At 73.7% G+C, this 20,442-nt stretch carries 17 protein-coding genes; 11 read left to right on the forward strand and 6 right to left on the reverse strand.

The annotated features are described in order from the left end of the window. Positions 1-11: 11 nt before the first annotated feature. The 5 genes from AB0J86_RS18065 to AB0J86_RS18085 all read left to right on the forward strand — a co-directional run bounded on the left by AB0J86_RS18065 (position 12) and on the right by AB0J86_RS18085 (position 6,455). A complete protein-coding gene (locus AB0J86_RS18065; protein ID WP_363858377.1) occupies positions 12-833 on the forward strand; it encodes an alpha/beta hydrolase in 822 nt (273 codons plus the stop codon). After that, positions 830-2,500 (forward strand): fatty acyl-AMP ligase, encoded by a 1,671-nt coding sequence (locus tag AB0J86_RS18070; RefSeq protein ID WP_363858379.1) that lies wholly within the window; start codon positions 830-832, stop codon positions 2,498-2,500. The genes AB0J86_RS18065 and AB0J86_RS18070 overlap by 4 nt, the downstream gene beginning before the upstream one ends. Next, a complete protein-coding gene (locus AB0J86_RS18075; protein ID WP_363858381.1) occupies positions 2,497-4,326 on the forward strand; it encodes an acyl-CoA dehydrogenase family protein in 1,830 nt (609 codons plus the stop codon). Before AB0J86_RS18070 ends, AB0J86_RS18075 begins: the two co-directional genes overlap by 4 nt. 38 nt (positions 4,327-4,364) lie before the next feature. Then, entirely contained in the window at positions 4,365-6,131 is a 1,767-nt protein-coding gene (locus AB0J86_RS18080) for an acyl-CoA dehydrogenase (RefSeq protein WP_363858383.1), read from the forward strand. Between the two features lie 69 nt (positions 6,132-6,200). After that, a complete protein-coding gene (locus AB0J86_RS18085) occupies positions 6,201-6,455 on the forward strand; it encodes an acyl carrier protein (RefSeq protein WP_363858385.1) in 255 nt (84 codons plus the stop codon). On the opposite strand, the gene AB0J86_RS18090 is transcribed toward AB0J86_RS18085, so the two are convergent. The 6 genes from AB0J86_RS18090 to AB0J86_RS18115 all read right to left on the reverse strand — a co-directional run bounded on the left by AB0J86_RS18090 (position 6,425) and on the right by AB0J86_RS18115 (position 13,969). Then, the gene (locus tag AB0J86_RS18090; protein ID WP_363858387.1) at positions 6,425-7,264 is read right to left on the reverse strand and encodes an FkbM family methyltransferase; all 840 of its coding nucleotides are present in this window, start codon (positions 7,262-7,264) and stop codon (positions 6,425-6,427) included. The two genes, AB0J86_RS18085 and AB0J86_RS18090, sit on opposite strands and share 31 nt — an antisense overlap. Before the next feature lie 125 nt (positions 7,265-7,389). Beyond that, on the reverse strand, positions 7,390-8,133 hold the full coding sequence (locus AB0J86_RS18095; protein WP_363858389.1) for a pentapeptide repeat-containing protein: 744 nt from the start codon (positions 8,131-8,133) through the stop codon (positions 7,390-7,392). Beyond that, positions 8,130-8,432, reverse strand: a complete 303-nt coding sequence (locus AB0J86_RS18100) for an STAS domain-containing protein (RefSeq protein ID WP_363858391.1) — start codon at positions 8,430-8,432, stop codon at positions 8,130-8,132. Before AB0J86_RS18100 ends, AB0J86_RS18095 begins: the two co-directional genes overlap by 4 nt. Then, on the reverse strand, positions 8,429-12,616 hold the full coding sequence (locus tag AB0J86_RS18105; protein WP_363858393.1) for a SpoIIE family protein phosphatase: 4,188 nt from the start codon (positions 12,614-12,616) through the stop codon (positions 8,429-8,431). The genes AB0J86_RS18100 and AB0J86_RS18105 overlap by 4 nt, the downstream gene beginning before the upstream one ends. Before the next feature lie 259 nt (positions 12,617-12,875). Beyond that, complete coding sequence (locus AB0J86_RS18110) at positions 12,876-13,244, reverse strand: DUF3037 domain-containing protein (protein ID WP_363858395.1); 369 nt, start codon at positions 13,242-13,244, stop codon at positions 12,876-12,878. Next, positions 13,241-13,969, reverse strand: coding sequence for a HipA family kinase (locus AB0J86_RS18115; protein WP_363858397.1), 729 nt, complete (start codon positions 13,967-13,969; stop codon positions 13,241-13,243). The genes AB0J86_RS18110 and AB0J86_RS18115 overlap by 4 nt, the downstream gene beginning before the upstream one ends. A gap of 461 nt (positions 13,970-14,430) precedes the next feature. Between AB0J86_RS18115 and AB0J86_RS18120 the strand changes: the two genes are divergently transcribed. The 6 genes from AB0J86_RS18120 to AB0J86_RS18145 all read left to right on the forward strand — a co-directional run bounded on the left by AB0J86_RS18120 (position 14,431) and on the right by AB0J86_RS18145 (position 20,407). Further along, the gene (locus tag AB0J86_RS18120) at positions 14,431-15,891 is read left to right on the forward strand and encodes an ATP-binding protein (protein ID WP_363858399.1); all 1,461 of its coding nucleotides are present in this window, start codon (positions 14,431-14,433) and stop codon (positions 15,889-15,891) included. Between the two features lie 14 nt (positions 15,892-15,905). Continuing rightward, positions 15,906-16,310, forward strand: coding sequence for a roadblock/LC7 domain-containing protein (locus tag AB0J86_RS18125; RefSeq protein ID WP_363858401.1), 405 nt, complete (start codon positions 15,906-15,908; stop codon positions 16,308-16,310). Next, positions 16,307-16,681: a DUF742 domain-containing protein gene (locus tag AB0J86_RS18130; RefSeq protein WP_363858403.1), complete on the forward strand. Its 375-nt coding sequence runs from the start codon at positions 16,307-16,309 to the stop codon at positions 16,679-16,681. Before AB0J86_RS18125 ends, AB0J86_RS18130 begins: the two co-directional genes overlap by 4 nt. Beyond that, positions 16,662-17,270 carry an ATP/GTP-binding protein gene (locus AB0J86_RS18135; RefSeq protein ID WP_363858563.1) on the forward strand — a complete coding sequence of 203 codons (609 nt, stop codon included), beginning with the start codon at positions 16,662-16,664 and terminating at the stop codon, positions 17,268-17,270. The genes AB0J86_RS18130 and AB0J86_RS18135 overlap by 20 nt, the downstream gene beginning before the upstream one ends. Then, the gene (locus AB0J86_RS18140) at positions 17,267-18,538 is read left to right on the forward strand and encodes a cytochrome P450 (protein ID WP_363858405.1); all 1,272 of its coding nucleotides are present in this window, start codon (positions 17,267-17,269) and stop codon (positions 18,536-18,538) included. The genes AB0J86_RS18135 and AB0J86_RS18140 overlap by 4 nt, the downstream gene beginning before the upstream one ends. Positions 18,539-18,823: 285 nt before the next feature. After that, entirely contained in the window at positions 18,824-20,407 is a 1,584-nt protein-coding gene (locus AB0J86_RS18145; RefSeq protein WP_363858407.1) for a DHA2 family efflux MFS transporter permease subunit, read from the forward strand. The last annotated feature ends 35 nt before the right edge of the window (positions 20,408-20,442 follow it).

A 20,442-nucleotide genomic window follows, 5' to 3' on the forward strand; every position in this document is an offset into this window, starting at 1 on the left:
TGGCTGGCCGGGTGTTCGCGACGAGTTCCGGCGCCGACGGCGCACGGCTGTACTACGAGACGCACGGCGTCGGTCCGGACCTGGTGCTGATCGCCGGGGCGGGCGGCAGCGCGGCGAGCTTCGCCGGCGTCGTGCCGTTCCTCCGCGACCGGTTCCGGGTCATCGCGTACGACCGGCGCGGGCTCAACCGCAGCACCGGGCGGGAGTCGCACGACGGCACGATGGCGCAGCAGGCCGACGATCTGCGCGCGGTGCTGGACGCCGCCGGCGCCGAGCGTCCCGTCGTCTTCGGCACCTGCGGCGGCGCGTCGATCGCGTTCGAGTTCGGCGCCCGCCACCCCGAGCGCCTGGCCGCGCTGCTGGCGCACGAGCCGATCACGGTACGGGTCCTGCCGGACGCGGACGACCAGTTGGCGTACTTCCGCGACATGTGCGAACTGAACACGAGGGAGGGACCGGTGCCCGCGATGATGGCGTGGATGACCTACCAGGGCCGCGACTTCGCTCTGAAGATCAGGCCGACGTTCCTGGAGCGCACCGTCACCGACGGCGACTTCGTCTTCCGCCACGACATCATGCGCATGGTCTCCTACCTGCCGGACGTCCCGGCCCTGGCGGGCCGCGTGCCGATCCGGCTGGTCGTCGGTACGGGAAGCCGGGCGGGCGGCTACAGCTACGCGCGGACCGTTCCGGCCCTCGCCGAGCTGCTGCGCTGCGAGGTCGCGGACGTGCCGGGGCACCACACCTCCTACATCTACCGGCCGGAGGCGTTCGGACCGGCCGTGGCGGCGCAGGCGCTCGCCGTGGTCGAGCGGCCGGGGGTGGGCGGATGAGCGGGCACCCCGACCTCGTCTCGGCGATCCGGACCTCCGTCGAGCGGCACGGCGACGACCGGTGGTACGCCTTCGTCCGCCGGGAGCGGGCCGGGGCGGTCGAGGACCGGCACTCCTTCGCCGAGTTGGACGCGCGCGCCCGGTCGATCGCGGCCTGGCTGCTCGACCGTGGCCTGCGCGACCGTACGGCGCTGCTGCTCTACCCGGCCGGACCGGAGTTCCTCGCCGCGTTCCTCGGCTGCCTCTACGCCCGGGTCGTCGCGGTTCCCGCGCCGCTGCCCGAGGAGGACCCTCGTGGGCTGGAGCGGCTCACCGGCATCGTCAAGGACGCCGGGCCGGCGCTCATCCTCACCGACGCCGGGCACCGCGAGGCGCTCGGCCCGTACCTCGACCGCGTGGCCACCGACACGCTGGCGCTGCCCCACGCCGACGACTGGCGACGGCCCGACCTGCGTACGGAGACCGTCGCGTTCCTGCAGTACACCTCCGGGTCGACCAGCGAACCGAAGGGCGTCGTGCTGACCCACGGCAACCTGCTGCACAACGAGCACGCGGCCTGGACGCAGCTGGGCCGACCCGGAACGGGGACGCTCGCCGGCTGGTTGCCGCACTACCACGACATGGGCCTCATCGGCCTGCTGCTCCAACCGCTGTACGGCGGGCTGAATCTCGCCTTCACCGCGCCCGCCACGTTCCTGCGGCGGCCCGTCACCTGGCTGGAGCTGATCAGCCACTACCGGGCGGAGATCACCGTCGCGCCGAACTTCGGCTACGACTGGTGCGCCCGCAAGACCACCGACGAGCAGCTCGCCGGGCTCGACCTGGGTTCGCTGCGGATCGCCATGAACGGCGCGGAGCCCGTGCGGCCGGCCACGCTGCGCCGGGTCGCCGAGCGGCTGGGCCCGGCGGGCTTCCGGCCGCGGGCGTGGATGCCCGTGTACGGGATGGCCGAGGCGACCCTCATCGTCTCCGGCGCGCGGCGGCACCGCGGCGCGACGGTCGGTACGTTCGACACCGGCGCACTCCAGCGGCACCGGGCCGTCCCCGCCGACGCCGGTACCGAGCTGGTGAGCTGCGGCGCCCCGCTCGACGCCGAGCTGCGGATCGTCGACCCCGCTACCCGGACCGAGCTGGCCGACGGGGCGGTGGGCGAGGTCTGGCTCCGCTCGGGCAGCGTCGCCGCCGGGTACTGGCGGCAGCCCGACGAGTCGGCCGCGACGTTCGGCGCCCGTACCGCCGCTGGCGACGGCCCGTTCCTGCGCACCGGCGACCTCGGTTTCCGGCGGGACGGCGAGCTGTACGTCACCGGCCGGCTCAAGGACGTCATCATCCTCAACGGGCGCAACATCCACCCGGAGGACCTTGAGGAGGCGGCCCGCCTGCATCCCGCGCTGGGCGTCGCCGCCGCCTTCACGCACGGCGACGACCGGGAGCACGTCGTGCTGATCCAGGAGGTGCGCACGCCCGAGGCCGACCGGCTGCCGGAGCTGGCCGAGCGGGTCCAGGCCGAGTTGGCCGGCGGGTTCGGCATCCCCGCTCCCGCCGTGCTGCTCGTCGGCCGGGGCACGATCGCCCGTACGACCAGCGGGAAGATCCGCCGGGGGCACATGCGGGAACGGTTCCTCGGCGGCCGGCTCGACCCGCTGCACACCCTGGCGGGCGCATGAGCACCGCAGCCGCCGGGCCCGCGACCCCGCCCGACGCGCTCGGGCCGGCCCGGGAGCTGGAGCGGCGCCTCGGCGACCCGGAGGACCCGACCGTGGAGTTCTCCTTCGCCCGGTCCCGGTCTCTGGACGAGCGCGAGGAGTTCCCCGAGGCGATCTGCGCCGGGCTGACCGCGTGGGGACTGCACCGGTACTTCGTCCCGCCCGAGTACGGCGGGGCGCTCCGCTCGTACGAGGAGTTGCTGCACCTCGTACGCCTGGTCGCGCGCCGCGACCTCACGGTGGCCATCGGCTACGGCAAGACCTTCCTCGGTGCGGTCTCGGCCTGGGTCGCCGGTACCCCCGAGCAGTGTGCCGACCTGGCGGAGCGGGTCCTGGCCGGTACGCCCGTCGCCTGGGCGTTGACCGAGCGCGACCACGGCAGCGACCTGCTCGCCGGCGAGGTGGTCGCGACCCGGGCCGAGGAGTCCTTCCGGTTGACCGGCGAGAAGTGGCTGATCAACAACGCCACCCGGGGGCGGCTGCTCACCGTGCTGGCGCGTACCGACCCGGCCGGCGGCGCGCGCGGGTTCGACCTGCTGCTCGTCGACAAGGAGCGCCTCGGCCCCGACGCCCTGCGCTGCCTGCCCAAGGTCCGTACGCTCGGCATCCGCGGCGCGGACATCAGCGGCGTCGCGTTCGCCGGCGCGGTGCTGCCCGCCGCCGCGCGGCTCGGGCCGCCCGGCTCCGGCCTCGAAACCGTCCTTCGGGGACTCCAGCTGACCCGCACCATGTGCGCCGCCCTCAGCCTGGGCGCCGGCGAGCACGCGCTGCGGATCGCCAGCGCCTGGGCGGGCGCCCGCCGGCTGTACGGCCGGGTTCTGGCCGACCTGCCGGCGGCGCGGCGGGTGCTGCTCGACGCGTACGCCGACCAGCTCGCCGCCGAGGCGACGGCCGTCGTGGCGGCCCGCATGATCCACTGGCTGCCCGGGGAGCTGAGCGTCGCCAGCGCCGCCGTCAAGTACCTGCTCCCGGTGCGGACCGAGGCGAGCATCGCCGCCCTCGGCCGGCTGCTCGGCGCCCGGTCGATCTTCGCGGACGGCGATTTCCAGAAGGTCGGCCGGGACGCGCGGATCGTCTCCCTCTTCGACGGCAGCACCGTGGTCAACCTGCACGCCGTCGTCAGCCAGTTCCCCAACCTGGTGCGCGGGTACCGCCGCCCGCGGCCGTGGTCGCGGCTGCGCCCCGTCGCGGACCTGCGCCGGGCGGTCCCGCCGTTCGATCGGGAGCGGCTCGCCCTCGCCGCCCGGGACGGGCTGACGGTGCTGGCCGCCCTGCCGGACGCGGCGCGCGTGCTGGCCGAGCTGGCGCTGGCCCGGCCCGGCCTGACGACCGCCGCCGAGCTGGCCGGCGCGCTGGCCCGGCACACCGACCGGCTGCACGCGACGATCGCGCGACTGCGGCCCGCGCGCGGCGGTGCCCCCGGCACGCATCTCGCCGCCGCCCAGGACCTGGCCCGTTGCTACGCGGGCGCCGCGGCCGTCACCCTCTGGCTCGCCAACCACGACCGCGCCGACCAAGAGTGGCCCGGTCACGACCGAGCGGGTCACGACCGAGCCGGCCAGGAACGGCCCGGCCACGACCGCGCCGAGTGTGGCTCCGCGGCGCTCTGGACGGACGGCCGCTGGCTGGCGGCCGTCCTGGGCCGGCTGCTCGGCGAGCTGGGTGAGCCGGTGCGGCCCCGGCCCGAGGTGGACGAGGCGCTCTGGGCGGGGCTGACCGGCCAGGCCGCGTCGCGCCGGCTCTTCTCCCTCTTCGAGTGCGAGCTGGCCGAGGGAATGGGGCCGTGACGGTGGGGCCAGTGCCCGCCGGGGGAGGGGAGAGCGCCGTGACGGTGGAGCTGGAGGCGGTCCTGGGCGACCCGAGGGACGGTGCCAACCCGGTCGGCGCGGCGCGGATCCTGCGCGCCGACGAGCGGGGGGAGCTGCTCGCGGCCGGCGAGGAGGCGCTGGCCTCCTGGGGCCTCAACGCCGAGTTCGTCCCGGCCCGCCTCGGCGGGCGGCTGGTCGCGGCCGACCGGCTGGTACGGGCGGTCCGCCCGGTCTTCCGGCGGGACCTGAGCCTGGGGCTCGGCTACGGGGTCACCTCGCTCATGGCCGCCGTCAACGTCTGGTCCGCCGGTACGCCCGCGCAGCGGCGCCGGGTCGCCGACCTGCTGCTGCGCGGCGAGCGGCTGGCCGTGGCGTACCACGAGCCGGAGCACGGCAACGACCTCGCCCGCAACGAGTTCGCCGCCCGCGTCGACGGCGACCTGCTCCGGCTCGCCGGCAGCAAGCGGGTCGTCAACAACATCGCGCGGTGCGCCGCGTTCGTGCTGTTCGCGCGTACGGCCGACAGCGCCGGCCCGCGCGCCCACTCCCTGCTGCTCGTCGAGCGGGACCGGCTCGACCCGGCGCGGGTGGCGTTCCTGCCGCGCACCCGGACCAGCGGCGTTCGCGGCGTACGCCTCGGCGGCGTGCGGGCCGCGGACCTGCCCGTACCGGCCACCGCGCTGCTCGGCGCGCCCGGGCGGGGGATGGAGAACGCGCTGCGCTCGTTCCAGGTCACCCGGGCCGTCCTCCCCGGGTTGGCGGTCGGCGCGGTCGACACCGCCCTGCGCACCGTCCTGCGGTTCGCGATGTCCCGACGCCTCTACGGCGGTACGGTGCTGGACCTGCCCCACGCGCGCGAGACCCTGGCCGGCGCCCTCGCCGACCTGCTCGCGGTCGACGCGCTCGCCACGGCCGCCTGCCGCGGCCTGCACCTGCTTCCCGAGCAGTCGTCGCTGCACTCCGCCGCCGCGAAGTACCTCGGCGCCCGCCTGCTGACCGGCGCCATGGAGGAGCTGGCGGTGGTCCTCGGTGCCCGCTACTACCTGCGCGAGGGGGAGCACGCGCTCTTCGGCAAGCACCTGCGCGACCTTCCGGTGGTCGGGCTGGGCCACGCGGGCGAGACGGCCTGCCTGCTCGCGATCATCCCGCAGCTGCCGGCGCTGGCCCGGCGCGCCTGGCGTACGCCGGCCGCGCCGCCACCCGCGCTCTTCGCCGGACCACCGGGACCGCTCGCCGCCCCGGCCGCGCCACCACCCGAACTGCCCACGCCACCGCCCGATCCGGCCGCGCCGCTCGTCGCCCCGGACGCCGACCCGGCCGGGCTGCCCGAGCTGGACTTCGCCCGGCTGACCCTCGCCAGCGCCGGGCGGGACGATCTCACCGGCCTCCTGCTCACCGCGACGGTCCCGGAGGACGGCCCGCGCCACCTGGTGGCGAGCCTCGCCGACTCCCTGCGGGCGCTCGCCCGCGACGCCGCCACGACCCCGCCGGCGCGGCGGGGCCCGCTCGCCGACCCCGAGACGATGCGCCTCGCGGAGCGGTACGCCCTGCTGCTGGCCGCGGCGGCGGCGGTCGGCACGTGGCTCGCCGGCCGCGAGCGCGGCGACCCGTTTCTCGGCGAGCCGCGCTGGCTGGCGGCGACCCTGGCCCGGCTGTACGGACACCTCGCCGGCCGGCCCGCCCCCCTGCCCGCCGGTACCGCCGACTGGTTGGTGCGCACGCTGCTGGACCGGGAGCGGGACGGCCTCTCCTTCGACCTGAGCGCGACGCCGGTCCGCACGTGACCATCCCGACGCCCGCGGCCGACCGGGCCGCCCCTCGCAGCTGACGACCACCCCGACGGGAGCGAACGCATGCCCTCCATCACCCGGACCGCGCTGACCGACTGGCTCGTGGAGCGGGTCGCGTACTACGTGGAGCGCGACCCGGCCGAGATCGACCCGACCCGGCAGCTCACCATCTACGGCATGGACTCGGTCTACACCCTCGGCCTGGCCGGCGACATCGAGGAGGAGTTCGGCGTGCCGGTCGACCCCACGGTCGCCTGGGACAACCCGACCATCGAGGCGATCGCCGACTACGTGCTGGGCGCCACGGGACGGGACTGACCACCGTCCGGCCCGGGTTCCCGGGCGCCGTCGGGCAGCCGGGCGTAGACGTCGCCGGAACGCCCGAGCGGCCGGAACCGTTCGAGCAGCCGTACCAGCTCGGCCGCGTCGAGCCAGCGGTCGCTGGCGTACCGCATGGTCTCGACGGGCGAGTAGTTGTAGCGGTAGCCGCCGGCCGGGGCGCCGAGCCGCTCCACGCGGGCGAGGACGTCGAGGGCGGCGTCGTGCGCCGGCGGCAGGTACTCGAAGGAGAGCGCGGGCAGCGGGCGGCTGAGCCCGGCCAGGACCTCGGCCTCGAACCCCTCGACATCGATCTTGCAGAAGGCGGGCGTCCCGTATGCCGCGACGAGGTCGTCGAGCGTGACCACCGGGACCTCGACGGAGCGGTCCCACCGGACCCGGCTGAAGCCGCGGTCGGCCGTGACGGAGCCGATCCAGTCCGGCGACATCGACGAGACGGTCGGCGTGGCGCTGGAGAGGGCGAGCCGGGCCCGCCCGGCGCGTGCCCCGACGGCCTCGGCCACGATGGTGACGTCCCGGTCCCGGCCGAAGAGGGTGCGCAGAACGCGCAGGCAGTCGGGCTGGGGTTCGACCGCGACCACCCGGGCGCCCAACCGCCGCCAGGTGCGTACCCGGCCACCCACGTGGGCGCCGATGTCGAAGCCGAGATCCCCCGGCCCGAGGAACTCGCGGTAGAGCCGCCGGGCCCGCCGGTGCTTGCCCGGCTGGCCGTGGTAGATCACCAGGGACCGCGCGATACCCCAGGAGCGGCGGAGCCCGTCGGAGACCCCTGCGCGAATCGGTACCAACGTTCCTCCCTGCCACGTGCCGACGACCCGTGCCGACGACCCGTGCATGAGTACGGGCCGCGCGGGCGTTCGGTTCGCCGTGGCCGGTACCAGGGCCATGTCCTGCCGATCACTGCCGGCCCGCGTCATCCGCCGTCCGCCTCGTCCCGGCCCTCGATCCGGATACCCAGCGCGCCGGCCAGGGTATGGGAGAGCGCCACCAGATCCTGGTCCGCGACCACCGCGCCCGCCATGCTCGTCACCCCGCCGATCCCGGCCAGGTCGCAGTTGGCGAACCGGGTGCCCGCCATCGTCGCCTGCGAGAACTGCGCGCCGGTGAGGTCGCAGTCGCGGAACCGCGCGCCGCTCAGGTCGGCGTTCTGGAAGTCCGCCCGGGCCAGGTTGCACCCCTCGAAGACGACCCGGTGGAAGTCCGTGAACCGGAACGAGGAGAGGTCGAGCCGGCACTGCGAGACCGTGACGTCCCGCAGCACCCCGTTGACCCACTGGACCCCGGTCATCCGTACCGTCGACAGCCGGGCCCGGAGCATGGACGACCGCTCCGCCCGCAGGTTCGCCAGGTTCGTGCTCTCGACCAGGCAGTCGGTGAGGGTCGCACCGTCGAGCCGCGTACCGCTGAGGTCCGCGCCTCGGAACCGGCACTGCTGGAACTCGACCCCGTCGGCCGACCGTCCGGAGAGGTCGAGGTCGAAGAAGCCGAGCCGCTGGAACGTCGCCTCGTCCCCGAGGTCGTGCTCCTCGACCGTGGCCAGCTCCAGCGACGACGGCGGCCGGGGGCTCTCCGGGGCCCGCCAGCGCGGATCACCACGACGCGACGAGCGTACCGGCGTTCCCGCCCGCTGGCCGGCGCGCCGCCCGCCGGCCGTCACGGGCCCTCGACGGTGGTGAGTTCCGCCAGGCCGGAGATGGTCAGTACGGGGGCCAGGATCGGGTTGGCCACCAGCCGGATCCGCTCGACGTGGGCGTAGAGGGCGGCCAGGCCGGCGCTGTCGAGGTACTCGACGGCCGTGAGGTCGACCACGAGCGGCTCGTCGCCCGTCCGGGTGACGGCCTCGGTCAGCGCGCCCGTGAGGGCGTCCACGTTGCTCATGTCGATCTCGCCTACGGCGGTCAGGACCAGGCTGCCGTCCGGGTGGCGGCCCGTGGTGAGCGTGAGCGGAGTGGTCATCGCGCGATCCTCGCCTGCATGTCGACGGTGGTCCCGGCGGTGTCGGTGGTGATGGTGATCTCGTGCATCAGTGCTCGCATCAGCAGCAGCCCCCGCCCGCGATGCGTGTTGGTGGTGGGCTCGGGAACCTTCCAGCGGCCGCTGTCGCGCACGGTCAGGTGCAGGTCGTCGGCGGTCGCGGCGGCCCGCAACCGGATCCGACCGCCGGGTGCGTCCCGGTGGCCGTGCTCGATGGCGTTCGCGCACGCCTCACCGGCGGCCACCAGCACGTTCTGCGCCGTGCCGGGGTCGAGGCCGCAGCGGTCGAGCCAGCCGCGCAGCGCGGCGCGTACGGTCGCGAGGCGGGTGGCCTCGGCGGGGAAGTCCAGCTCCAGCGGACCGGGATGGCGGTAGAGGAGCAGGGCGACGTCGTCGTCGTAGCCGCCGGGTGGGGTCAGCCGGTCCATGATGTCGCTGGCCAGCTCCTCGATGGGGGCGCCGCGCCCGCTCTGTACGGTGGCGACGGCCCGGTCGATGCCGGCGTTGAGCGGCTGGCGGCGGCGCTCGACCAGCCCGTCGGTGTAGAGCACGACGGTGGCACGGGCGGGCACCCGGTACTCGGCGTCGTGCCGTTGCTCGCCCGGGCGGACCGCGAGCGGCCTGGAACGCCCCTGGTCGAGCAGTTGGGTGGTGCCGTCGGGGTGGGCGACGATGGCCGGCGGATGGCCCGCGCTGCAGTAGCGCAGGTGCCCGCTGGCGGGGTCGAGCACGCCGCAGAAGACGGTGGCGCACCTGGCCCCGGTGAGCAGGGCGGCGAACCGGTCGAGCGACATCAGCGTCCGGGCGGGGCTGATGTCCTGGAGCAGCAGGGCGCGGCAGGCGCTGCGCAGCTGGCCCATGATGGTGGCGGCCCGCAGGCCGTGTCCCACGCAGTCGCCGACGACGATGCCGATCCGGCCGTCGGGCAACTCGACGGTGTCGTACCAGTCGCCGCCGACCTTCAGCGGGCGGGTGGCGGGCTCGTAGCGTACGGCGAAGCCGGTGGGCAGCTGCGCGGGGCCGAGGATGGCGCGCTGCAGGGCGAGGGCGGTCTCGCGCTGCTGGTCGATCTGGTGTACGCGGTGCAGTCCCTGACCGATGTGGCCGGCGAGCAGCGCCAGCAGCGTCTGGTCCTGGTCGGTGAAGGGGCGCTGCTCGCCCAGGTCGACCGCGAGGACCATCGTCCCGTCCGGGTGCTCCAGGGCGATGCCGGCGCCGGTCGCCCGGTCGGCGCGGGGGGTGAGCAGCGGCAGGTCCCGCAGGGCGGCCAGGGCCCGCCGGCGCTCCTCGGACAGGCTCTCCCAGCGCAGCTCCGCGTCGGTGGCGGTCACCGAGGGCGTGGCCGAGCCGGGGCGGAAGACGGCGGCGAGCGCGTACTTCGCCTGCCACAGCCCGCGCAGCTCCGCCAGGACACCGGCCAGGGCGTCGGCCACGCTCTCGGCCCGCGACAGGCGCAGGCTCAGGGCGGCCAGGGCGGTCTCGCGCTGTACCGCGTAGTGGTCGGCCGTGACGTCGCGGAAGGTGCCGACGACGACGCGCCGCCCGGTGTCGGGGTCCTCGACCCGGTTGAAGGCGGCCGCGACCCAGAGCCGGTGTCCGTCGCGGTGGGTCACGGGAATGGTGTACGTGCCGTGGGGCCGCGCTAGGAGCAGCGCGAAGCCCTCGGCGGCCCGCCGGTGGGCCTCGGGCTGGGTCTCCCGGTCGGGCCACCAGGGGTGGACCGGTGCGTAGGGCAGGTCCTCGGGGCCGTAGCCGAGGATCTCGGTGAACGCCGAGTTGATCTCTATGACGGCGCCGTCCTCGTCGCAGACGAAGAACGCCTCCTGGAGGGAGTCGACCAGCGCCGTACGCCACCGGGCGTGGTGGTTGCGCAACCGGGCCAGCTCCACGTTCGCCCGTACCCGGGCCAGCAGCTCGGCCGCGGAGAAGGGCTTGACCAGGTAGTCGTCCGCCCCCGCCTCCAGGCCCTCGATGGACGCCTCCTGCCCGGCCCGAGCCGACAGCAGCAGCACGGGGGTGCCGACGGTACGGGAGTCGGCGCGCAGGGCCGCCACCAGCCGCAACCCGTCCAGGCGGGGCATCATCACGTCGCTGACGACCAGGTCGGGCACCTCCGCCCGGGCGGCCTCCAGGGCGGCCTGGCCGTCGGTGACCGCCCGCACCCGGTGCCCGGCGGAGCGCAGCAACCGGGTGAGGTACTCGCGCATGTCCGCGTTGTCGTCCGCCACCAGCACCCGGGCCGCCGTGCCCGGTACCGCCGGACGCCCGTCGCCGGCGACGCCGGGCGGGGCGGGCTCGCCCGGGGCGTACGGAACGGGCTCCTCGCCGCTCCCGGCGCCCGAGGGCAGCCAGCGCAGGACCTCCTGCACGAACGGGTCGGCGGTGGCCGAGACGGTCGCCGTGGTGTCGGCGGGGACCAGGGCGTCGGCCGGCAGGTGGGCGGTGCCGAAGGGCAGCCGGATGGTGAAGGTCGTCCCCTCGCCGAGCGTGCTCTCGGCGCCGATGGTGCCGCCGTGCAGGCCGACGAACTCCTTGACCAGGGCCAGGCCGATGCCGCTGCCCTCGTTCGAGCGCGACCGGGCGTTCTCGATGCGGTGGAACCGCTCGAACAGCCGCGGCATCTCGTGCTCCGGGACCCCGATGCCGGTGTCGGCGACGGTGACGATCGCCTGCCCGTCCCCGGCCCGCAGGCCGACCCGGACGGCGCCGTCGAAGGTGAACTTCAGCGCGTTGCTGAGCAGGTTGAGCACCACCTTCTCCCACATGCCCCGGTCGATGTGCACCGGTTCGGGCAGCGGCGGGCAGTCCACCTCGAAGGCCAGGCCCGCGCGCTCCACCGCGGAGCGGAAGACGCTGGCGAGTTCCGCGGTGACCGCGGCCAGGTCCACCGGCTCGTAGCGGGCCTGCATGCGGCCGGCCTCGATGCGGGAGAAGTCCAGCAGGGTGTTGACCAGTTTGCCGAGCCTGAGCCCGTTGCGGTGGATGACGCCCAATTCCTCGCGTACCCGCTCGTCGGCGCCGTCCAGCCGGGTGCGCAGCTCCTCCAGCGGACCCATGATGAGGGTCAGCGGGGTACGGAACTCGTGGCTGATGTTGGAGAAGAAGGCGGTCTTGGCCCGGTCCAGTTCGGCCAGCTCCTCCGCCCGCCGCTGCTGGGCCCGGTAGCTGCGGGCGCTGGCGATCCCGGTGGCGACGTGCGCGGCGGTCAGCTCGACGAAGCCGCGGTAGCCGTCGTCGAGCGGCCGGTACCGGTTCAGCGCGGCGACCAGGAACCCGTACGGCGAGCCGCCCTGGCGCCCCAGCGGCACCAGCAGCGCCTGGTGGGGCGGCTCCGGCCAGTGCCCCGCCGGCAGCCCGGTGAACGGTGCGCCGTCGAGGGGCACGAGCCGCGACTCGCCCCGGGCCGGCGGGGCCACGGGCCAGACCGGGTCCGGAGCGTCGGCCGGCAGCGTCGCCGGGGCGGCCGGGTGTCCGGCGGGGATCCCGGTGGCGGCGGCCAGGGCCGCGGAACCGTCGGGCTGGAACAGGTACGTCAGCGTGAACGGGAGGTCGCGCAGGTTGCGGCCGAGCTGGCGGCCGGCGAAGGCCAGCATCTCCTCCTCGGTGCGGATCACGCTGGGATCGGAGCCGAGGTCCCGCAGCGTGGTCATCCGCCGCTCTCCGACGACGCGCTCGGTCTCCTCGCTGACCACGCAGAGCATGCCGACGAGCGCACCGTCGTCGTCGCGTAACGGACTGTAGGAGAAGGTGTGGTAGGTCTCCTCCGGGTAGCCGGAGCGCTCCAGGAAGAGCAGCAGCGCCTCGTCCCAGGTCGCCCGTCCCGTGGTCAGTACCGTTTCGATCCGGGGCCCGATGTCGTCCCAGATCTCCGCCCAGACCTCGCTCGCGGGCCGGCCCAACGCCCACGGGTACTTCCGTCCCAGCGTGTTGCGGCGGTAGGCGGCGTTGCAGAAGAAGGTCAGTTCCGGTCCCCACGCCATCCACATCGAGAACCGGGACGACAGCAGGATGCTCACGGCCGTCTGCAGGCTCTGCGGCCAGCCGTCCGGCGGTCCGAGGGGCGTCGCCGCCCAGTCGACCGCGGCGAGATCCGCCCCGATCTCGTGGTCGGCCGCGAACACGTCGGCTACCGCGGGTGCCAGCGGCCGGGGGACGGCATCGTTCATCGCTGTCGGATTCTCCCTCGCCACGGCCTCGCAGCGGGTGAGCCACAGAGCCCGGCCAGGCGCGGGCGGTGGGGCACATCAGCGGCGCTGTACGACACGAGCCTCTCCCATGCCCCGTTCGGGGCTCCGTTATGCCATGAGCTGCGACACCTCGAACGGCTCGCACCCGACCAGCGGCCCTACGGCCGCGCGAAGCGGCGACGGGACCGGCTGACCGGGGCCGGACCGGAGGGAATCCGGCGGCAGCGCGGCCCGGCGGTCAGTGGACGAGCAGCGCGGCCAGGCGGTCCAGCTCGGCGTCCGGGTCCTCGGCGAGCCCCATGTGCACCGGCCCGGCCCGCAGGATGGTGCTGCGCGGCGCGACCAGCCACCGGAAACGCTCGCCGAGCGACATGCCCGCCGACGCGCCGTTGCCCGTGCACGTGGTCTCCCACGACGTCAACGCGGCCCGGATCCCCGGCACGTCGGCCTCCGGGGCCAGCGCCAGCAGGCGCTCCTCGTGCAGGTGGGTACGCGCGGCCAGGAAGTCCCGCCGCTGGCAGTAGAGCAGCACCCCGGCGTTGATCAGTTCGCCCCGCTCGATCCGCGGAACCGCCTGGATGATCGCGTACTCGTAGGGAACCCTCATGGCAGCCACGCCTCCGGCTCCGCGGCCCGCGCCGTCAGGTGCTTCCGGTACGCCTCCCGGTCCGCCTCGGGATCGTCGAGCCACTCGTCCGGCACCAGCGCGATGGCCTCGTCGAGCAGGGCCGGCGTCAGCCGCGCGGCCAACTCCGGTCCGGCCTGCTCCAGCGCCGTCGCGTACGGCTTCAGCACGTGGTCGTCCCACCGGTACGGCCGGTGCACCACGTTCGCCGCCCGGGACCAGTCGTGGTGGAAGTACAGGGTGGCGCCGTGGTCGATCAGCCACAGTCCGCCGTGCCAGACGAGCAGGTTCGGGTTGCGCCAGCTCCGGTCCGCGTTCTCCACGAACGCGTCGAAGACCAGCGCCCGCGAGGCGAGCCCGGGGTCGACCGGATGCACCACCGGGTCGAAGCCCAGCGCCCCCGGCAGGAAGTCCATGCCGAGGTTGACGCCCGCGCTCGCCTTGATCAGCTCCTGGACCTCCTCGTCGGGTTCGGCGCGCGCCACCACCGGGTCGAGGTCGGCCACGACGAGTTCCGGTACGGGAAGGTCGAGCCGTCGCGCCAGCTCACCCGAGATCACCTCGGCGACCAGGGCCTTCGGCCCCTGACCGGCACCGCGGAACTTCAGCACGTACGTGCCGAGGTCGTCCGCCTCCACGACGCCGGGCAGCGAGCCGCCCTCCCGTAGCGGGGTCACGTAGCGGGTGGCGGTCAACCGGCGTAGCACCTGATCATCCTAGGCCGTGTCCTGCCGACGGGGCCGGCAATGATCGGCAGGACACGGCCCGGGCCCGTCCGGACCGGCGTTCACCCGGTTGGGGGAGGTGTCGTGGATTCTCGCCGATGACTATTGCCGGCGTGTGAACCAGTAATTATGATCTGCTGCGCCCAATCACGCCAATCCGACATCTATGTAAATATTAGCGGCTGTCTATGGCGCGCGTTGCGGGTAGGTACCACGTCAGCCCGTGGGCAACCGCCACCAGTGCCGCCCTCCTGGCGCCGCGATCATGGGAAAACGTACGCCAATCCGGCCGTCGATCGTGGACAGGAGGACTGCGCCCGTGTGCGGCCTCCGCCGACTCGCGGCTCGACCGGCACCCGCGACCCGCGTCTACCCCCGGTCGCGCTGCCCGTACGACCTCGAAGCGTCACCCTGCGGGTCCACCCAGGGGAAAGGTAGCCAACATGCCGGGTTCCACAGCGCCTGACGCGCGGGTGCGGGAGGCGCGCTCGACGTGGCGCGCCACGCTCGCACTCGCCGGCCTCGCCGTCGCGGCATCCCTCGCCGCGGCCGTGACGAGCACGAACTGGGTCGCCGCGACGGTCGCCGTCGGGGCGGCCCTGGCGACGAGCCTCGTGCTCGCGCTCGCGGCCAGGACGCACCACCGGCTCGGGGCGGCGCTGGTCGACTCCGCCCGGCGGGAGGCGGAGACCGAACGGGACCGGGCCTCGTTCGACGAGCGGCTGCGGCAACGGGAAGCGGAGTGGCACGACCAGCTCGCCGCGCGCTCCGTCGGCCTGCAGAAGGAACTCGACCACCTGCTACGGGTGCGTCTGGCCGCCGCGCTGGACGGCTCGCCGGTACCGCCCGCCCTCGACCGGGCCGCCGTGGACGGACCCGTCGCCGAACTGCTCGACGAGGTGCTCGCGGCGGCGACCCGGGCGACCGAACAGGCGGGGGAGCGGGAGGAGTCGCTGCGGCTCGCGGTGGTGGCGCTCTCCCGCCGCGTACAGACGGCGGCCCACTCGATCCAGGAGCAGGTGTCCCTGATGGCCGGGCGCCATCAGCAGTTCCCCGACGTCGTGGAGACGAGCATGCGCGTCGACCACGCGGCGGCCCAGCAGGCACGCCAGGCGCAGAGCCTGGCCGTGCTGTGTGGTGAATGGCCGGGGCAGCAGTGGCAGGAGCCGCTGGCGATGGTGGACGTGGTCCGTGCCGCGTCGGCGCGGATCCTCCCGTACGAGCGGGTCGAGGTCTCCGGGGACCAGGACGTGGCGGTGGCGGCCGAGGTGGTCGAGCCCGTGATCCACCTGGTGGCGGAGCTGCTCGCCAACGCCACCCAGTCCTCCCCGCCGGCGACGAGCGTGCCGGTGACGGTACGCAGGGTGCAGCGCGGCGCGGTCATCGAGATCGACGACGGCGGCATCGGCATGGAGGAGCACCGGCTGGAGCAGGCCCGCGAGGTGGTCTCGGGGCGGCGGTTGATCGGGCTCGGCGACCTCGGCGAGATCCCGCAGACGGGTCTCGCGGTCGTCGGGCACCACGTGCGCCGGCACGGGTTCCGGGCGGATCTGAGCGAGTCGCCGTACGGCGGCCTGCGGGCGGTCGTACTGATACCCACCGAGAACGTGCGGATGGCGGAACCGGTCGGCGCCGCCACCGCCCCTCCGCCGGTCCGCCCCCCGGTGGACGACGAGGCGGACGCCGGTACCGGCGCGCCCGTCGAGGCATCCACCACGTCCGGCGGCCTGCCGCGGCGGCAGTCCCGGCGCGGCCGGTCCGCCCGTACCGCCACCGCGGTGGCGGCCGACGCCCGCCCCACCGCCGAGCCGACGCCGGAGCAGGCCGGGTCCTGGATGAGCGCCTTCCTCGGCGGCGACGCCGACGGTGACGCGGACGGGGTCCACCAGGACCCGAAGAGATGACAAGGGATGACAACATGACGATGGCCAAAGACCAGGACTGGATGCTCACCGAGGTCGTGTCGGTGCCCTACGTCCGGCACGCCGTGGTGCTCTCCTCCGACGGCCTGGTGACGGCGCGATCGGAAGGCACCGGCAAGGACGTGGCCGACCGACTCGCCGCGGCCTGTTCCGGCCTGCAGTCGCTCGGGCGGAGCGTGGGCATGGAGTTCGGCTCGAACAGCCGGGCGCTGCGGCACCTGATGATCCAGTTCGACGGTGGTTTCCTGTTCGTACGCAGGGCCGCGACCGGTTCACACCTCGCGGTGGTGACCGAGTCGACGGTGGACCCGGCGCTGATCGCCCAGCAGATGCAGGCGCAGGTGCAGAAGATCGGGGAACGGGCACTGGCTAGCGAGGTTCGGCAGGACATCCGGACGTGAGCGGCAACGTCGACCCCGACGACAACTACCAGGACACGGCGCTGCGTCCGTACGTGCTGACCAGGGGGCGAGCCCGCCCGACCCGTAACACCATCGAGGTCGACACGCTGCTCCTGGCCACCAGACCGGACGTGCCGCTGCCCCCGTCGGCGAGCCGGCAGGAGCGGGCCCTGGTGACCATGTGCGCGGGACTGCTCTCCGTCATCGAGGCCGCCGCCCGGTTGAGTCTTCCGGTGAGCGTCGTCCGCGTGCTCGCCAGCGACCTCGTCGACTCGGGCCATCTGACGGCACGGGCGGGCAGCCCCTCCGATTCCGGGCCGCCATCCCCCGAACTACTCCATGAGGTACTCAATGGTCTCCGCGCCCTCTGAGCGCTATCTACCCGACACCGTCACGAAGTCGGTGAAGGTCCTCGTCGTGGGCGGCTTCGGCGTCGGCAAGACGACGTTGATCGGCTCGGTCAGCGAGATCGAGCCGCTCCGCACGGAGGAGGTGATGACCGAGGCCAGCGCGAGCGTGGACGACCTGACGGGCCTGGAGGCCAAGAACACCACCACGGTCGCGATGGACTTCGGTCGGATCACCCTCAACGAGCGGATCGCGTTGTACCTCTTCGGTACGCCCGGCCAGCGGCGGTTCTGGGACCTGTGGGAGGGCCTGGCCGAGGGGGCCGTCGGCGTCCTGGTCCTGGTGGACACCCGACCGGGTCGCCTGGAGGCCAGCTTCGAGGTGTTCGACCAGCTTGAGAGCAGTACCCGCCTGCCGTTCATCGTGGCGGTCAACCGCTTTCCCGACACGGCCCAGCACAGCACCGACGAACTGCGTGAGGCGCTGGACCTGCTGCCCGAAACGCCGATCGTCGAGTGCGACGCCCGCGACGGCGCCTCGTCGATGAGTGCGCTGATCGCGCTCGTCCAGCACGCCGTCGACCTCTCCGCCACGCAGAAGGTGCTCTCGTGACCCACTCCGCCCCCGCCTCGCTGGCCGAGGCCACCGACCTGATCCCGCTGACGACGATCAACACCAGTCCGGACCCGCACCCGGTCTACCAACAGCTGCGGGAGAAGTACGGCCAGCTCGTACCGGTGGAGCTCGAACCCGGGGTGAACGCCTGGCTCGTCCTGGGCTACCCGGAGCTGCTGACGATCCTCCGTCAGGAGCAGCTCTTCTCCATCGACCCGAACGACTGGCGCGACTACCAGAACAAGGTCGTGCCGCCGGACTCGGGCCTGGGCCCGATGATGTTTCCCCGCGAGAACGCCTGGTTCGTCAACGGCGAGAAGCACCGCCGGCTGCGCGCACCGCTCGACGCCGGCATCGCCACCATCGACGAGCGCCGGATGCGCCGCTCGGTGACGGACCTGTGCGCGCGGTTGATCGACGGCTTCGCCGGTGCCGGTACCGCCGATCTGGTGGGCGACTACGCCGCGGCCATCCCGCTGCTGGCCGTCGCCGGCCAGTTCGGGTTCGACCTCAGCCAGGGGCACGAGTTGCGGGTCGGCCTCCAGGAGCTGTTCAGCTCGGGCGCGGACGCCCAACGGGGCAACAGCCTGTTCGACCAGCTGATCAACGATCTCATCCGGGACCGGCGCGGCGCCCCCGGCGACGACCTCACCAGCTTCCTCACCCGGCACGCCAACCTGCGCAACGACGTCGAGGTCCAGCACTCCATGGTCCTGATGCTCGCCGCGGGGTACGAGATGACCAAGGCCTGGATCGCGCAGGCGCTGCAGCTGATGCTCACCGACGCCAGGTTCGCCGGTCGCCTGCGCGGTGGGCGCCTCGGCGTGGAGGACGCGCTGGACGAGGTGCTGTGGCGGGATCCGCCCGGCGCGAACATCCCGGCCCGCTTCGCGCTGGCCGACACGACGCTGGACGGGAAGTCGATCCGCCGCGGCGACCCGCTGATCCTCGGCTTCGCCGCCGCCAACGCCGACCCCCGGGTGCACGGTACGAAGCCGTGGACGGAGGTCGGCAATCGCGCCCACCTCGCCTGGGGCGCCGGCTCACACGCCTGCCCGGCGCGGATCCCCGCCCGCCTGATCACCCGTACGGCGGTGGAGACCGCCCTTCACCTGCTGCCCGGCGTACGCCTGGCGATCCCGCCGGAGCAGGTGACCCACCAGGTCACGCCGTGGATCCGCTGCCCGGAGTCGCTGCCCGTACGCTTCACCCCCCGGCCGGCCGCGACCGCCGCGGCGCCGACGTCCACCACGCCGGACTCCTAGGCTCGCCGGACGGGGTCCTCGCCGGGGCCCGCGGTCTGTTTTGCGCGGGCGGGCGGAGTTCGGGCTGGTCGGTGTGGATTCGAACAGGTGATCTAGCGCACGTTTTCGCGGGGAGCCGACCGGCCGCTCCGTACTGCCTGTGATGCTGACCGCGCGGGCTGGCGACCGGAGGAACCGGAGGATACGGGGCGACCGGGGAAAGGTCGTCGCCCTGCGCGGCCTACGCCATCCGATGCGCAACGCGTTCGACTTCGCCCACCGGCCCCCTTGGACCTGGAGAGCCATGTGAACACGCAAGCGGCCGCGGCGGCCAACAAGCTCGACGCCGCCGTTCTCAAGATTGCCGGCGTGGTCGTGCTCGGCGCGATCATGTCAATTCTCGACGTCACCGTCGTCAGCGTCGCGCTGCCGACCTTCCAGACCGAGTTCGACGCCACGTACGCCGAGGTCGCCTGGACGATGACGGGCTACACCCTGGCGCTGGCCACGGTGATCCCGCTCAGCGGCTGGGCCGCCGACCGGTTCGGCACGAAGCGGCTCTACATGCTGGCCCTGCTGCTGTTCACGCTCGGCTCCGCGCTCTGCGCCACGGCCGACTCGATCGGTCAGCTCATCGGCTACCGGGTCGTACAGGGCCTGGGCGGTGGCATGCTCATGCCGCTCGGTATGACGATCATGACGCGGGCCGCCGGACCGGAGCGGATCGGCCGACTGATGGCGGTCCTCGGCATCCCGATGCTGCTCGGTCCGATCGGCGGACCGATCCTCGGCGGCTGGCTGATCGAGGCGGCGAGCTGGCACTGGATCTTCCTGATCAACGTGCCGATCGGCGCCGTCGCCCTCGTGTACGCCCTGCTCGCGCTGCCGAAGGACAACCCCGAGCCGTCCGAGTCGTTCGACTTCGTCGGCATGCTGATGCTCTCGCCGGGTCTCGCGCTCTTCCTCTACGGCGTCTCGTCGCTGCCGGAGACCGGTACGATCACCGCCACCAAGGTCTGGGCCACCATGCTGGTCGGCGCCGTGCTGCTGGTCAGCTTCGTCGTGTACTCGTTCAAGCCGCGGCACCCGCTGCTGGACCTGCGGCTGTTCGGCAACCGCAACCTGCGGATCGCGTCGATCTCCCTCTTCGTGTTCATCATCGCGTTCATGGGCGCCGGCCTGCTCTTCCCGAGCTACTTCCTCCAGGTCCGCGGCGAGTCCACCCTGCACGCCGGCCTGCTGATGGCGCCGCAGGGGATCGGGGCGATGCTCACCATGCCGATCGCCGGCACCCTGGCGGACCGGATCCCGGTCGGCCGGACCGTACCGTTCGCGATGGCGCTCATCGCGGTCGGCTTCTTCGCCTTCACCCAGGTCGGTACGGACACCTCGTACCTGCTGCTCTGCGGGTCGCTGTTCGTGATGGGGCTCGGCATGGGCGGCACCATGATGCCGATCATGACCTCGGCGCTGCGGACGCTGACCAACCACGAGACGGCCCGCGGCTCCACGCTGGTGAACATCCTCCAACAGATCGGCAGCTCGATCGGCGCCTCGATCATGTCGGTGATCCTCACCAGCCAGCTGAACGGTTCGGCCCCGATCCCGGGCCTGAACGACCCGCGCACCGGCGAGCCGGTCACCGAGGCCGGCGCGGCGATCGCCGTCCAGCACGGCGCCCAGCTGCCGATCGACCCGTCGATCCTCCAGCGCGGGCTGGCGTTCGTGGCCGACTCCTTCGCGACCACCTTCTGGGTCGGCTTCGCGCTGGTCGTGGCGACCTTCGTGCCGATCGCGTTCCTGCCCCGCAAGCGCGTGGCGCCGCCCGCGCCGCAGGACCCGAGCGGCGAGGGCGAGCAGCGTCCGGCCGCGCCGGTGCTGGTCCACTGACGGACCGAGCGGGTGCCCGTCGCGGTCGCGGCGGG

It is taken from the genome of Micromonospora sp. NPDC049559 (assembly GCF_040676675.1).
In the GTDB taxonomy this organism is placed as follows: Bacteria; Actinomycetota; Actinomycetes; order Mycobacteriales; family Micromonosporaceae; genus JBFAPK01.

Excerpts from the sequence above, each read along its gene's own strand:
- AB0J86_RS18135 (WP_363858563.1), top strand. The coding sequence starts at position 16,662 with ATGGTCTCCGCGCCCTCTGAGCGCTATCTACCCGACACCGTCACGAAG.
- AB0J86_RS18070 (WP_363858379.1), top strand. The coding sequence starts at position 830 with ATGAGCGGGCACCCCGACCTCGTCTCGGCGATCCGGACCTCCGTCGAG.
- AB0J86_RS18100 (WP_363858391.1), bottom strand. The coding sequence starts at position 8,432 with ATGACCACTCCGCTCACGCTCACCACGGGCCGCCACCCGGACGGCAGC.
- AB0J86_RS18105 (WP_363858393.1), bottom strand. The coding sequence starts at position 12,616 with ATGAACGATGCCGTCCCCCGGCCGCTGGCACCCGCGGTAGCCGACGTG.
- AB0J86_RS18085 (WP_363858385.1), top strand. The coding sequence starts at position 6,201 with ATGCCCTCCATCACCCGGACCGCGCTGACCGACTGGCTCGTGGAGCGG.
- AB0J86_RS18075 (WP_363858381.1), top strand. The coding sequence starts at position 2,497 with ATGAGCACCGCAGCCGCCGGGCCCGCGACCCCGCCCGACGCGCTCGGG.
- AB0J86_RS18125 (WP_363858401.1), top strand. The coding sequence starts at position 15,906 with ATGACGATGGCCAAAGACCAGGACTGGATGCTCACCGAGGTCGTGTCG.
- AB0J86_RS18110 (WP_363858395.1), bottom strand. The coding sequence starts at position 13,244 with ATGAGGGTTCCCTACGAGTACGCGATCATCCAGGCGGTTCCGCGGATC.
- AB0J86_RS18120 (WP_363858399.1), top strand. The coding sequence starts at position 14,431 with ATGCCGGGTTCCACAGCGCCTGACGCGCGGGTGCGGGAGGCGCGCTCG.